Origin of the sequence: Empedobacter sp. GD03865 (assembly GCF_029840775.1) — a bacterium.
Lineage (GTDB): Bacteria > Bacteroidota > Bacteroidia > Flavobacteriales > Weeksellaceae > Empedobacter > Empedobacter falsenii_B.
Genome location: NZ_JAOCDF010000001.1, coordinates 173,819 through 187,109, shown reverse-complemented (window position 1 = coordinate 187,109; position 13,291 = coordinate 173,819). Strand labels below are relative to the sequence as shown.

15 protein-coding genes are annotated in these 13,291 nt (G+C 31.7%); 8 read left to right on the top strand and 7 right to left on the bottom strand.

All coding sequences use genetic code 11. The features are described from left to right. From N5D46_RS00940 to N5D46_RS00920, 5 genes are all read right to left on the bottom strand, one after another. The coding region (locus tag N5D46_RS00940) for a TrkH family potassium uptake protein (RefSeq protein ID WP_280048941.1) at positions 1-1,244 on the bottom strand (1,244 nt) is incomplete at its 3' end. After that, the gene (trkA, locus tag N5D46_RS00935) at positions 1,244-2,611 is read right to left on the bottom strand and encodes a Trk system potassium transporter TrkA (RefSeq protein ID WP_280048940.1); all 1,368 of its coding nucleotides are present in this window, start codon (positions 2,609-2,611) and stop codon (positions 1,244-1,246) included. The genes trkA and N5D46_RS00940, both read right to left, overlap by 1 nt. 20 nt (positions 2,612-2,631) lie before the next feature. Beyond that, positions 2,632-3,732, bottom strand: coding sequence for a peptide chain release factor 2 (prfB, locus tag N5D46_RS00930; RefSeq protein WP_280048939.1), 1,101 nt, complete (start codon positions 3,730-3,732; stop codon positions 2,632-2,634). A gap of 42 nt (positions 3,733-3,774) precedes the next feature. Continuing rightward, complete coding sequence (locus tag N5D46_RS00925) at positions 3,775-4,173, bottom strand: hypothetical protein (protein ID WP_038335837.1); 399 nt, start codon at positions 4,171-4,173, stop codon at positions 3,775-3,777. A gap of 33 nt (positions 4,174-4,206) precedes the next feature. Then, positions 4,207-4,614 (bottom strand): DUF6146 family protein, encoded by a 408-nt coding sequence (locus N5D46_RS00920; RefSeq protein WP_038335835.1) that lies wholly within the window; start codon positions 4,612-4,614, stop codon positions 4,207-4,209. 321 nt (positions 4,615-4,935) lie between these two features. Between N5D46_RS00920 and N5D46_RS00915 the strand changes: the two genes are divergently transcribed. The 5 genes from N5D46_RS00915 (at position 4,936) to N5D46_RS00895 (ending at position 7,654) form a co-directional block, all read left to right on the top strand. After that, entirely contained in the window at positions 4,936-5,994 is a 1,059-nt protein-coding gene (locus N5D46_RS00915) for a ketoacyl-ACP synthase III (RefSeq protein ID WP_280048938.1), read from the top strand. Positions 5,995-6,333: 339 nt separating this feature from the next. Next, the gene (locus tag N5D46_RS00910) at positions 6,334-6,759 is read left to right on the top strand and encodes a cold shock domain-containing protein (protein WP_115000942.1); all 426 of its coding nucleotides are present in this window, start codon (positions 6,334-6,336) and stop codon (positions 6,757-6,759) included. 19 nt (positions 6,760-6,778) lie between these two features. Further along, on the top strand, positions 6,779-6,970 hold the full coding sequence (locus N5D46_RS00905; RefSeq protein WP_280048937.1) for a cold shock domain-containing protein: 192 nt from the start codon (positions 6,779-6,781) through the stop codon (positions 6,968-6,970). Positions 6,971-7,033: 63 nt separating this feature from the next. Further along, positions 7,034-7,378 carry an arsenate reductase family protein gene (locus tag N5D46_RS00900; RefSeq protein WP_125350053.1) on the top strand — a complete coding sequence of 115 codons (345 nt, stop codon included), beginning with the start codon at positions 7,034-7,036 and terminating at the stop codon, positions 7,376-7,378. A 48-nt stretch (positions 7,379-7,426) separates the two neighbouring features. Then, the gene (locus N5D46_RS00895) at positions 7,427-7,654 is read left to right on the top strand and encodes a hypothetical protein (protein WP_125350054.1); all 228 of its coding nucleotides are present in this window, start codon (positions 7,427-7,429) and stop codon (positions 7,652-7,654) included. 32 nt (positions 7,655-7,686) lie between these two features. Here N5D46_RS00895 and N5D46_RS00890 read toward each other — a convergent pair whose 3' ends face one another. Further along, the gene (locus N5D46_RS00890; protein WP_125350055.1) at positions 7,687-8,493 is read right to left on the bottom strand and encodes a TerC family protein; all 807 of its coding nucleotides are present in this window, start codon (positions 8,491-8,493) and stop codon (positions 7,687-7,689) included. Positions 8,494-8,673: 180 nt separating this feature from the next. On the opposite strand from N5D46_RS00890, the gene N5D46_RS00885 reads away from it, so the two are divergent. The 3 genes from N5D46_RS00885 (at position 8,674) to N5D46_RS00875 (ending at position 11,403) form a co-directional block, all read left to right on the top strand. Beyond that, positions 8,674-9,549 carry an EamA family transporter gene (locus N5D46_RS00885; RefSeq protein WP_280048936.1) on the top strand — a complete coding sequence of 292 codons (876 nt, stop codon included), beginning with the start codon at positions 8,674-8,676 and terminating at the stop codon, positions 9,547-9,549. A gap of 84 nt (positions 9,550-9,633) precedes the next feature. Beyond that, positions 9,634-10,647: a beta-ketoacyl-ACP synthase III gene (locus N5D46_RS00880; RefSeq protein WP_038331461.1), complete on the top strand. Its 1,014-nt coding sequence runs from the start codon at positions 9,634-9,636 to the stop codon at positions 10,645-10,647. 102 nt (positions 10,648-10,749) lie between these two features. Further along, positions 10,750-11,403 (top strand): alpha/beta hydrolase, encoded by a 654-nt coding sequence (locus N5D46_RS00875; protein ID WP_125350057.1) that lies wholly within the window; start codon positions 10,750-10,752, stop codon positions 11,401-11,403. Between the two features lie 168 nt (positions 11,404-11,571). On the opposite strand, the gene N5D46_RS00870 is transcribed toward N5D46_RS00875, so the two are convergent. Then, positions 11,572-13,206, bottom strand: a complete 1,635-nt coding sequence (locus N5D46_RS00870) for a S8 family peptidase (RefSeq protein WP_125350058.1) — start codon at positions 13,204-13,206, stop codon at positions 11,572-11,574. Positions 13,207-13,291: the final 85 nt, after the last annotated feature.

Genomic DNA, 13,291 nt, shown 5'->3' with positions numbered 1-13,291 from the left:
AAAACAATAGATTGATTTAGCGAACGATTGTTGTAACGAACTGGAATAATTGCGTTTGTATGTAGGATTCGTTTAAATTCGATCCAGCTATTTTTTAATAAAATGACGTGTCTAATAACTGTAATTCCTCCAGATGTAGAACCTGCCGAACCTCCGATAAAGAACAAAGAGAAGAAAATAAGTGTGGTTACGGTTAACCAACTTGTGTAATTTTCCATCGCCAAAGCGGTTGTAGATGCGATAGATACAACGTGGAATAATGAGCTTCTGAATGAATGTTCGAAGTTGAACCACGAATAGGTTTCGACGGAATAACTAGGGTAAATATTGAAAAATAATACGACAAAAACGATAAATGTAACGACAGCAAGTAAGCCAACCCACCAGCGAAACTCCTCATTTTTCCATACTTTTTTGAATTGTCCTTTAATCAATAAATAAATCAAAGCGAAGTTTGTTCCGCCCAAAAACATCATGACGATTAATATATATTGAATAAAAACATTGTTATTCCAATACATTAAACCTTCATTCTTAGTAGAGAAACCAGCCGTGGCAATCACACTCATCGAATGATTTGCAGCATCAAATAAATTCATTCCACCAAAATAAAGTAACATTGCAAAAAAAGCAGTTAAGCCTAAATAAACTAACCAAAGGTTTTTCGCTGTTTCTGTAATTCGAGGGTGAATTTTATCCGTATAAATTCCAGGCGCTTCTGCCATAAAAAGCTGTCGACCACCAATTCCAAGAAAAGGTAAAATCGCAATTGTCAAAACGATAATTCCCATACCACCAATCCAATTGGTTGTACTTCGCCAAAACAATATACTTTTTGGGAGACTTTCCACATCATCATAAATCGATGTTCCAGTAGCTGTGTAGCCAGAAACGGTTTCATAAACAATGTTCACAAAACTGAAATTTTCATTGATGATATGATCGTTTGGTAAAAATATTAACGACGTAACATATGGCAAACATCCTGAAAGAATCAAGAAAAGCCATCCGACACAAACCACGATATAACCTTCGCGTTTGTTGATGTGTTTTCTTCTGTCACGCGTAAAATACATCATTGCAGCTCCCGACAATCCTACTAAACTCCCCGAAACTAAAAAAGGGTAGAGTAGATGATCATTAAAATAAATGCTGACACATGTTGCAATAAACATAAAGAGCGCATTCAATAATAATAAAACACCCGAAAGATTCAGGATTACTTTGATGTTAAGTGATTTCATTATTTAAAATATTTGGTCACTTTTGGAATTAAATTCGCTTGACTAAAAACAACAACATGATCTTTTGGTTCGATAATGAAATCTTTGGTTGGAATAAATCCATCATTTCTACGAACAATTCCAGCAATAATTGCACCTTCTTTAAACGGAAAATCGCTCACTTTTTTATATGCTATTTCAGAATTTTCGTGAATACGGAATTCTAAAACTTCGGCATCTAAATCAGAAATTCCTGTTACATCCATCACAGAACCTTGTCTAATATAACGGAAAATACTATCTGCGGTTAAGAGTTTTTTATTGATAAAAGCATTAATTCCAACTTCTTGACTAAGATGAATATAGTCGATATTTTCGACCAAAGCAATTGTTTTTTTAACACCTTTTGATTTTGCTAAAAGACATGACATAATATTAGTTTCCGAACTTCCTGTCACAGCGATAAAAGCATCTGAATCAGAAATACCTTCTTCCAATAACAATTCTCCATCTCGACCATCACCATTGATAATCAAAATGTTATTCAAATCATCAGCTAAATCAAAAGCTTTGTTTCGATTGATTTCTAATAACTTAACATTATGTTTGTTATCTTTTAAAAGTTTGGCAACTTTGACACCAATACTTCCACCTCCCAAAACAATTACATTTTTGAAATATTCTTGTTTCTTTCCAAGGATTTTATAAACTTCTAAAATCCCCGCTTTTTTGACAATAAAATAAACGTGATCGTCTATTCTAAATTCAGTTTCGGCTTCAGGAATAATGGTTTGATACTCGCCACGTTCGTTGCTACGGATAATTGCAATTGGCATCAAAAGATTGTCATCGCCACCTTTTGTCGTCAAATACATGTCTTTGTATTGCTTGTCCAAAATCTTGCAATCTGCATCCAAAACAGTTCCAACCATAAAAAGTTGACCATTTGCAAAGGGATGCATCGCATTGAAAGCAGATTGTTGAACAAGAGAATAAATCTCATCAGCCGCTAATTTCTCAGGACTAATTAACGCATCAATTCCCATTCCTTGAACCCAAAATTGATTTTCTTTGTAAAGAAACTCAGGATTCGAAATGCGAGCTAATGTGCGTTTTGCTCCTAAATCTTTTGCAATCGAAGCACTTGTAAGGTTTGTGTTCTGAAGATGAGTGACTGATATAAAAATATCTGTATCATCAATTCCAACTTCGCGCAAAGCCTTGAAAGAAGTGATATCACCACGATAAGCCATTACATCCAACGAGTTTTCGATCATCAACAATTTGTCCTTGTCCATGTCCATGATGACGATGTCGTTCATTTCATTAGAAAGTAATTTAGCCAAATGAAAACCAACTTCTCCAGCACCTCCGATTAATATTTTCATGAAAGAAATTTAGGATAAAACTATTTTGACGTTTCTTTTTGTCCCATTAACATTAGGAACGATTTCAAGAATTCGTCTATATCACCGTTCATTACAGCATCCACATTACCTGTTTCAGTTCCTGTTCTGACGTCTTTTACCAATTTGTATGGATGCATCACATAATTACGAATTTGAGAACCCCATTCGATTTTCATCTTATTTGCCTCAATCTCATTACGTGCAGCCATTTTTTTCTCTAACTCAATCTTGTACAATTCAGATTTTAACATCTCCATTGCACGTTCGCGATTGGCTAACTGAGAACGTTCAACCTGACAAACAACCACAATTCCTGTAGGTTTGTGTGTTAACTGAACTTTTGTTTCAACCTTATTTACATTTTGTCCTCCAGCTCCTCCAGAACGAGACGTTTGCAATTCGATATCTGCAGGATTGATTTCAATCTCGATTGTATCATCTACAATTGGCGAAACATAAACCGAAACGAAACTTGTGTGACGCTTTGCATTACTATCAAAAGGCGAAATACGCACCAAACGATGTACACCATTTTCTCCTTTCAGATAACCGAAAGCAAACTCGCCATCCACTTCTAATGTTACCGTTTTTACACCCGCAACATCACCCGCTTGATAGTTTAATTCTTTTACTTTATATCCATGTTTTTCGGCCCACATCAAATACATACGCATCAACATAGAAGCCCAATCACAAGATTCTGTACCTCCAGCTCCCGCAGTAATTTGAAGAATTGCACCAAGATTATCTCCTTCTTCTGAAAGCATATTCTTGAATTCTATATCTTCTAAAAGCTTGGCAACAACATTATATTGTTCCATAACTTCTTCGTCACTAACTTCACCTTCGCGGTTAAATTCTACTAAAACTTCGACATCATTTACTGCATTTGCAATCGTTTGGTATTCATCGATCCATTTCTTTTTACCACGCAAAACTTTCATAAAAGCTTCGGCTTCTTTCGGGTTGTTCCAAAATTCAGGTGAAGCAGCATGCTCTTCTTCATTTTGAACTTCGATTTCTTTTTGTTCGATTTCCAAATATTCGTGCAAATCTTGTGTACGTTTTTGGATGTCTTTTAGTAATTCGTTGTTAAACATAATTGCAAATGTATAAAAATAGGGGATTTTATGAACACGAGGTTAAGCATTAATCACTTTATCATCTTTTCCGTTCCAAGAAAGAATTTTATAAGTAAAACCGTCTTCCGTTTTAATTTCTTGGTCTTTCAGCATCAAAAAAGTATCGTCCCAATCACCATCATCATAACTAATTACCCAGAATAATTGGTTGAACAACAAACCTTCCAAAATATACAAAAGTTCCTCAACAGAATCTACTTCGTAAGTTGTAAAAGGAAAAGAAGATTTGATCCAAATCTTATCATCATCCGAAGTCTGAATATAAAGATCACCAAAAGTCGATTTGTATTCATTCTCGATATGGAATTCTAATAATTCGGTATCTTTTTTGTGAAGCCCTGTAAAATCTGGAATTGCTTCAATGATTTGATTGTATATTTTGATTGAAAAATCGTTCATCTTTCTAAAATTAGCTTGCAAAAATAAACGATATTATCTAATTCTGACACGATATTTATGTTCAATAAATCGAAAAAAGTTAAATAATTTGTATTCAAAATCATAACCATAGTCAACAGAAGGATCTAAATCTATACTTACTGCATACAAATCTGGATTATATGTCATTGGTTGCATATGTCGTTGATTCCAAATCATTACATATTGGCGATTTTTTTGTTCGTAATATTCTTTTGAATAATATTCTTTGGGTAATGCAGTTGTTTTTAAATAAATATCATATTGAGGATCAAATACAACAATATCATAATCGCCATCTTCATTCGGCTCGAATTTTAATGAATTCTCATCTTTATTCGGCACTGAATTTTGTGTGGATTGATTGGTTGTACAAGCAAAAAATAGGAGAGAAACGCTGAAGAATAAAAATAGCTTTTTCATAATTTTTTAATTTGATTAAATATATTGAAAAATAACGATATTAAGTGTTTATATCTACATTTACACTTATATTCTAATAATTTAGAATTACATGAATAGTAGTTCTGAAATATAAATGTTTATTTCATATTATTTATATATATATCTAAGAGACATTGAAAAATTATCATCATGAAATTTATTAATTTAATATTTTATAAGATATAATTTTGGTATAAATATAAAGTTTAAGTTAAAAATGTAACTTTATAGCAATAGTTCTTAAAGTTATCCCGAGATTGTATCCGATAGCAGATTCTAACTCTGTTATCTAAAATATATATGACAAATCACTTTATAGGAATAGGAAAATATATTCCAACTGAAAAAATATCAAATCATTTTTTTGAAGAACATCAATTTTTTAATGAACAAGGAGAAATTTTAGATCAAAATAATACTACTATTTCCCATAAATTAAAACAAATAACAGGAATAGAAGAGCGTCGATATGCTAGAAAAGATCAAGTAACATCAGACTTAGGTTATATGGCTGCGGCTGCGGCTATCACAAATGCAAATATCGATGCCGAAACTATTGATTATATTATATTCGCGCACAATTTTGGAGATGTAAAACACGATACGATTCAGTCTGATATGGTGCCAAGTCTTGCTGCAAGAGTAAAAAATTTATTGAAAATTCAGAATCCTTATTGTGTTGCTTACGATGTTATTTTTGGTTGTCCTGGTTGGGTAGAAGGTGTTATACAAGCCAATGCATTTATGAAAGCTGTATTAGCAAAAAGATGTTTGGTAATTGGTGCAGAAACGCTTTCGAGAGTTGTCGATGAACACGACCGAGATACGATGATTTATGCAGATGGCGCTGGAGCTGTAATACTAGAAGCTTCTGAAAACAATAAAGGGATACAAGCCCATTTATCTGCCTCTTATGCAAACGAAGAAAAAGATTATCTGTTTTTTGGAAAATCATATAATTCAGAAAAATGTCCGAATACCAAATACATCAAAATGTATGGTCGAAAAATCTATGAGTTTGCTTTATCCAAAGTACCTTTAGCAATGAAAAAATGTGTTGATGATAGTACATATAACATTGACGATATCAGTAAAATAGTGATTCATCAAGCTAATGAAAAAATGGACGAAGCAATTGTAAAACGCTTTTATAGTTTATATGATCTTGACGTGCCAAAAAATATTATGCCAATGAATATTCATAAACTTGGCAATAGTAGTGTGGCAACAATTCCAATTCTTTTGAAAATGATTATGGATAATGATTTGGAAAATCACCAAATAAACGAAGGCGATGTAGTATTATTTGCATCTGTTGGTGCAGGTATGAATATCAATACGTTTATTTATCAATTTTAACGATATCAATCATAATAAGATCAAAGTTCTAATCACAATTAGGTTAGAACTTTTTTGTCATATCGAATTCTCTAGGAATTAATACCATTTAATTCATTAAAACTTATTACCTTTGCAACGTACTTAAGAAGATATTTTGTCTTAATAGTTTACAATTGTATTCTTTATTTTACTTTTTTTAATTCACTAATTGACCTAGTCAATATAATTTTAACTTCTGTTTTCTAAAACGTATACTTGTAAGTTTTACTACATTATAATATAAATGTTGTTGGATAATTAATTCATGTTTTCTTAGGTTTTATCAGTATTAATAATAAAAAATCTATACAAACATTTATGGCAGATTCTACATCTAAAAAAGAAAATAGCAAAAAGAAAGCTTTAAAAAAATTAGAGAAATTAAACAAAAGAGAGAACAGAAAAGAGAATAACAACAAAGGAAAATCATTAGAAGATATGATTGTCTATGTTGATGTACTTGGTAATTTTACAGATGTACCACCTCATTTACAAGACAAAGAAGCCGATTTGCTGAATAATAAAAGATTAGAATCTGATAACAGAGATGTTTTTATAGAAGGTATGGTTGATATCTACAACGATTCAAAAGGTTTTGGTTTTATTAAAGTAGCAACTTCTAACGATAAAATCTTCTTCCACTTCAAAGAATCTAAAGAATTACTTAAAGTAGGAGATCAAGTGCAGTTCAAAAAAGAAATGTCTGAAAAAGGATTCAGAGCAATTCAAATATCAAAAAAATAAATTAATTAAATATACAACTATGCAAGAAGGAACAGTAAAATTCTTCAACGAATCAAAAGGTTTTGGTTTTATCTCTAACGCAAACGGAGGTGAAGATGTTTTTGTACATGTTTCTGGATTAATTGACAAAGTAATTGAAAATGATCAAGTTACTTTTGATATTGAAAAAGGAAAAAAAGGTCTTATGGCTGTTAATGTAAAAATAAAATAAAAAAAGAATCCTTATATAAGGATTCTTTTTTTTGAACTATATTTAATTTCTAAAAGAGTATTTATGTACACAATATTACATAATTCGCGTTGCGGAAAAAGTAGAGATGCAGTAAAGGTTTTGGAAGAGTCTGGAAAAGATTTTGAAATAAGAGAATATTTGAAAGAGCCTTTGACGAAAGATGAATTGAGAACTATTTTAACAAGACTAAATCTAAAACCAATTGATATAGTAAGGACAAATGAAGAAGATTGGAAAATAAATTTTAAAGGAAAAGAACTTTCTGATGATGAAGTTTTGAATGCTTTGGTTGAATATCCAAAATTGATTCAACGTCCAATAGTGACAGATGAAAAAAGTGGAGTAGTAGGTCGTCCAAAAGAATTGGTAGAAAATTTTATTAAATAAAAATGGTTTGATAATTGTAAGTATTTCTAAGACTAAACATAAAAAGCTATGAAAATTTTAGATGCATTAACAAAAAATCAAACGGAGAAAGGAACTAAAATAGGTTTATTAACAACAGCCGCTACAACGGGAGTAACGGTAGCTAAATTTTTAGGAAAACGTTCAATATATGGAATAATTGGTGGAGTAGCCGTAACATTGGCTGCAGAATATATCCGAAAAAAATATGAAAAGAAAGTTGAAGCTGAAAACGAAACTATTTTAGAGAATAAATAAAAAAAGAGTTTTGAAAAAAACTCTTTTTTGTATTATATATTTTTGTTTTGTTCTTCTGCATCACCAACCATATTTCGAACAATTCCTGGATTCGAATGTTTTTTCTTCATTTTCAAATTCAAGAATTCGACTAAAACAGAGAAGCCCATGGCAAAATAAATGTATCCTTTCGAAATGTGTTGATCAAACCCTTCTGCTAATAACGAAACGCCGATTAATAATAAGAATGATAAAGCCAACATTTTAACCGTTGGATGATCGTTCACAAATTTAGAAACCGCACTTGCTGAAAGCATCATAACTGCAACAGCAATAATTACAGCCGCAATCATAACTTCAATATGTTCTGCCATACCAACTGCTGTAATTACAGAATCTAATGAGAAAACAATATCTAAAATTAAGATTTGTACGATAGTTCCTGCAAAAGAATGGACTTTCACTTTTCCTCCAGTTTCTTCAACACCTTCTATTTTGTGGTGAATTTCTACAGTCGATTTATAAATCAAGAATAATCCTCCGATTAATAAAATCAAATCTCGACCAGAGATTGCTAATTTTTCTAACCATTCGGTTGAAGTAATGCCAATCCATTCGCCAATATTGAATAGAGGAGTGGTAAGACTCATGACCCAACTTAATGAGAATAAAAGGATCACACGTGTAAACATGGCTAAAAATAAACCAAGCTGTTGTGCTTTCTTTTGTTGATGTGCAGGCAATTTTCCTGACAAAATAGAAATAAAAACAATATTATCAATTCCTAAAACGATTTCTAACATTGTTAATGTAAATAATGCAACTAATGCATCTGGTTGTAAAAAAATACTAAAATCCATCGATTAATTTTGAAGTTTCGAAAATACAACTAAGAATAACAATTAAAGTTTGAGTAATAATTATTTGATGTTAATTTAACATTAGAACTTATACAAAATTATTTACAGATTAAAGATTAAATCAATCAAATCGTTTTAACAATATAGAATTAAACTTTACTTTTGCGAAAAAGACTTAGAATGATTTCAAAAGTTCAACTTCGGTTGCAGTTTCTCGTACTTCTTTGGGGATTTACAGGAGTTTTCGGAAAATTAGTTACAATGAGTGCGTTGCCAATGGTTTGGTATCGTGTTCTTATTGGGGCTATTGCTGTTTTTATATATATGAAATTCAGAAAAATGGATTTCAAAGTAACTAGAAACGAATTGTTGAGATTACTTGCTATCGGTGGAATTGTAGGAATACATTGGTTTACATTTTATTTGTCGATTAAACTTTCTAATATCTCAATTGCGTTGAGTACGTTGTCGATGGGCGCACTTTTTAGTGCGATTTTAGAACCTATTTTTTTTAAACGAAAAATTAATCTGCTCGAAATAATTCTTGCTATAATCGTTTCCACTTGTGTAGCTGTTATTTTTAATGCATCACCAGAAGATTATAAATTGGGAATTATCATTGGTATTTTGTGTAGTTTTCTATCGGCATTGTTTGCAGTGCTTAATTCGAGATTACCAAAGTCAATCAAACCAACTAAAGTTACTTTATACGAAATGATTGGTGGAGTGATCACACTTTCGATGGTAATGATTCTTTTTCAGCCAGAAGCTATTTCTGAAGTTGTAAATATAAGTTGGTCAAACTTAGGATGGTTGACTTTGCTTGGTGTCATTTTTACAGCTTTTGCACAAATAGAATCAGTTGATTTGCTGAAACATGTTAGTGCTTTTACGTTGATGTTGAACGTAAATTTAGAACCAGTTTATGGCATCATTTTGGCAAGTCTTATTTTTGGAAATTCAGAACATATGAATCCTATATTTTATATTGCTACAGGGGTAATGGTACTTTCTATCATTATGAACGGAATATTTAAAACAAGATTTTCTAAATAATTTATTGTCAAAAAGACGCATTTGTTTTAAAGAATGCTTATCATTTAATATCTTTGCTTCAATTGAAAAGTAAACCATAATCACATGATACACTCTATTATTACAGGTGTTGGGCATTATGTTCCCGAAAGAGTTGTTACAAACTTTGATTTAGCTGAAGTGATGGATACCAATGACGAATGGATTCAGGAACGTACAGGGATTGTCGAAAGAAGACATATCGAGCCAGGTTCTAAGATTTCGTCTACAGATTTGGGAGTTATTGCGGCTAAAAATGCGTTAGAAGATGCAGGAATCACTGCTCAAGATATTGATTTTATATTATTTGCGACTTTATCTCCCGATTATTATTTTCCTGGAAATGGTGTATTGGTGCAAAAAGAGTTAGGTTGTCGTACAATTGGGGCAATGGATATTCGTAACCAGTGTTCTGGCTTTGTATATGCGTTATCAACGGCTGATGCTTTTATAAAAGCAGGAGTTTACAAAAATATTTTGGTGATTGGAGCAGAAGTGCACTCATTCGGATTGGATATGTCGGATGAAGGTCGTGGCGTTTCAGTAATTTTTGGAGATGGAGCAGGAGCAGTAATTGTTTCTGCATCGGAAGAAGAAGGACGTGGAATTTTATCGACTAATTTACATTCAGAAGGAGAATTTGCCGAAGAGTTAGCAGTTACTTTCCCAGGAACAAAAACAGGTTGGTCGGATGAATTATTGAAAGAAGGTAATACGTTAACTAAAAAAGAGATTTATCCATATATGAATGGAAACTATGTTTTCAAGCATGCGGTAACTCGTTTTCCAGAATCAATTATCGAAGCTTTATCGGCTGCGAATAAAAAGCCAGAAGATTTAGATTTATTTATTCCGCATCAGGCGAATTTGCGTATTTCTCAATTTGTACAAAAACAATTGGGATTACCAGATGAGAAAGTTTATAACAACATTATGCGTTACGGAAATACTACGGCAGCATCTATTCCGATTGCATTGAGTGAAGCAAAACAAGAAGGTAAAATCAAAAAAGGTGACTTAGTAATGATGACTGCTTTTGGAGCAGGATTTACATGGGGGTCTGTTTTGATGAACTGGTAAGTATAAGTTTGAATTTAGATTTACGAATTTAGAATATAGAAAAAACCTTCACTTTTTAGTGAGGGTTTTTTGGTTATATTTGATTGATTTAAAAAATTATTAATGAAATATTTATTGATTCTCATAATTGGTTTAATGAGTTGTTCGCAACATAAAATATCAAAAAATGTAAAGGATCAAGATTATATCTTTTTTCTCCATAATAAATATTTAGAAACGCATAACGATGGAGATTATGATACAGTCTATAAAACTAAAATTGAGTATTCTAAAGTTTTGAATTCATTCAAGAAAGACGGTTTTATTGTGATTAGTGAGAAAAGAAAGCCGAAAACAGACGGAATAAAATATGCAAAAAAGGTTGTTAATCAAATTGATAGTTTGATTAATACAGGTGTTAAACCTAATCATATTACGGTTGTAGGAACTTCGAAAGGTGGTTACATAGCGCAATATGTATCAACTTTTAAAAATAATCCTCAAATCAACTATGTATTTATTGGTTCGTTTCAAGAAAGTGATTTAGAAGAAATGCCTGATATAAAATTTTCTGGAAATGTTTTAACCATTTACGAGAAGTCTGATGTCTTTGGTGTTTCAGCTATAAAACGTAAAGAAAATTCAACCAATAAAATCAATCATTTCAAAGAAATTGAATTAAATAATGGCTTAAAACATGGTTTTCTTTATAAAGCTCTTGATGAATGGATTGAACCAAGTAAAAAATGGGCGAGGAGAAATTATGATTTTAAATAAATGATTCACTAATAATTTTCCCTAAAAATCAATCGAACTGACAATTTTTATTCAATCTGTATAAGAAATATCTTATACAAAAAAAGGTTAGACTCTAAAAAAATAGAATCTAACCCAAGTTTATTTTGTTACTTAAATACTATAAGAAATGGTGATATTAAGATTTCCTTACTTCAATTTTTTAGCAACATACATTTTTTCTGCTAATTGAACAGCTTTGTACGCATCAACAACACCGCCTGTTACAGAAATATCTGTTAAAGCAGGATTTTTGTTGACAGATTCTAACAATATTTGTTTGATATCTGTTGCAGTTAATTTAGGATAATGTGCCCAAACCAAAGCCGCAACTCCTGCTACAACTGGAGAAGCCATAGAAGTTCCGCTTTCATTTTTGTATTCCCCATCTTTATTAGGAACAGTAGAATATATTTCATTTCCTGGCGCAAAAACATCTACAGACTTTTTACCAAAATTAGAGAAACTTGCTCTTAAATTGTCATTATCCATTGTATTTGCTCCAACTGTAATTACGTTTTTAGAAACTTCTACACCTTTGTCATCATAAACGGTAGGGAAGTGAATTTCGTCATCAATATTTACGTTTTCATTTCCTGCAGCTTTAATCAATAAAAGACCTTTTTTCTCAGCATATTTAAATGCATCCCAAACAATTTGTTTATCTGGAGAATAAGCTTTTCCAAAAGACATATTTAAGATTTTTGCTCCATTATCTGCTGCATAACGAATGGCATTCGCAACATCTTTATCGCGTTCGTCTCCATTTGGAACTGTACGAACTGACATGATTTTTACATAACCATTTCCAGCGATTCCATCCATTCCAATTCCGTTACCAGATTTTGCTGCAATAATTCCAGAAACGTGTGTTCCGTGCATAGAATCAGGACCATCTACATCATTATTTCCGTAAAAGCGTTCTGATTTATCAGCATAATTATCACCAACAATTGGACGAGGATCTAATTCTGTATTCAAGTTAATTTCAACTTGTTCTTTGTAATATTTTGTTCCTTCTGAAATTTCATTTCCAACTTCTGTTAAGAAATCTTTCATTGATTTTCCTTCCCAAGCTTCTTTCGGAACCATACCAAAAATAATCATCCCTTGTTGTGCTTCTTTAGAAAGAGGTTTAAAAGACATCATATTTTTTTCATTCAACTCTTTTTCGCCCCATTCTTTAATCAAAGCAGGAAATGCAACTGAGAAAATATCATTCATCTGCACATATTGCGCTGCATTTTGTTTTGCTTCGGCTAATTTATTTTCGAACTCAGGTTTTATTTTTTGATATTCTTCAAATTCTTTTGGGAATTTTGTTTTGTTAGAAGCTGCATCTTTACTTTTTTCGAATAAATCGCGGTATTTTACAAAAAGACGTGTTAACTCTAATGTATCTCCATCAACATTTTTACCATCTTTTCCTCCAATAAAATTCCAACCGTGAATATCATCAACATAACCATTCTTGTCATCATCAATTCCATTTCCAGCAATTTCTTTGGTGTTTGTCCAAATATTATCTTTTAAATCTGGATGAGTAATCTCAACTCCAGAATCTAAAACACCAACAATTAACTGTGAAGGTTTACGTTTTTTTGATTCTAAAAATTGTAAAGCTTTTTGAGTATTTACACCATAAACACCACTTTCTTCGAAAGATTCGTGTTGCCAATATTTTTGATCAACTTTAGGCAATGGTAGAGCAGTTGTCGTTTCTTGTGCGAACGATGCCACACCAACAAACATGGCAACTGATATACTTAATAAGAATTTTTTCATAATTGATTTATCTATATGTCGAGAAACAACCGAAATTGTTACATCTAAAATTATCTCGAGTTTAAACGCAAAAAAGGCTCCAAAA

What these genes read in the sequence shown, in the direction of transcription:
- N5D46_RS00890 (WP_125350055.1), bottom strand. Translation starts at nt 8,493, where the DNA reads ATGGATTTTAGTATTTTTTTACAACCAGATGCATTAGTTGCATTATTT.
- N5D46_RS00915 (WP_280048938.1), top strand. Translation starts at nt 4,936, where the DNA reads ATGACAAATCACTTTATAGGAATAGGAAAATATATTCCAACTGAAAAA.
- prfB (WP_280048939.1), bottom strand. Translation starts at nt 3,732, where the DNA reads ATGTTTAACAACGAATTACTAAAAGACATCCAAAAACGTACACAAGAT.
- N5D46_RS00880 (WP_038331461.1), top strand. Translation starts at nt 9,634, where the DNA reads ATGATACACTCTATTATTACAGGTGTTGGGCATTATGTTCCCGAAAGA.
- N5D46_RS00920 (WP_038335835.1), bottom strand. Translation starts at nt 4,614, where the DNA reads ATGAAAAAGCTATTTTTATTCTTCAGCGTTTCTCTCCTATTTTTTGCT.
- N5D46_RS00910 (WP_115000942.1), top strand. Translation starts at nt 6,334, where the DNA reads ATGGCAGATTCTACATCTAAAAAAGAAAATAGCAAAAAGAAAGCTTTA.
- N5D46_RS00905 (WP_280048937.1), top strand. Translation starts at nt 6,779, where the DNA reads ATGCAAGAAGGAACAGTAAAATTCTTCAACGAATCAAAAGGTTTTGGT.
- N5D46_RS00895 (WP_125350054.1), top strand. Translation starts at nt 7,427, where the DNA reads ATGAAAATTTTAGATGCATTAACAAAAAATCAAACGGAGAAAGGAACT.
- N5D46_RS00925 (WP_038335837.1), bottom strand. Translation starts at nt 4,173, where the DNA reads ATGAACGATTTTTCAATCAAAATATACAATCAAATCATTGAAGCAATT.
- N5D46_RS00875 (WP_125350057.1), top strand. Translation starts at nt 10,750, where the DNA reads ATGAAATATTTATTGATTCTCATAATTGGTTTAATGAGTTGTTCGCAA.
- trkA (WP_280048940.1), bottom strand. Translation starts at nt 2,611, where the DNA reads ATGAAAATATTAATCGGAGGTGCTGGAGAAGTTGGTTTTCATTTGGCT.
- N5D46_RS00900 (WP_125350053.1), top strand. Translation starts at nt 7,034, where the DNA reads ATGTACACAATATTACATAATTCGCGTTGCGGAAAAAGTAGAGATGCA.
- N5D46_RS00870 (WP_125350058.1), bottom strand. Translation starts at nt 13,206, where the DNA reads ATGAAAAAATTCTTATTAAGTATATCAGTTGCCATGTTTGTTGGTGTG.
- N5D46_RS00885 (WP_280048936.1), top strand. Translation starts at nt 8,674, where the DNA reads ATGATTTCAAAAGTTCAACTTCGGTTGCAGTTTCTCGTACTTCTTTGG.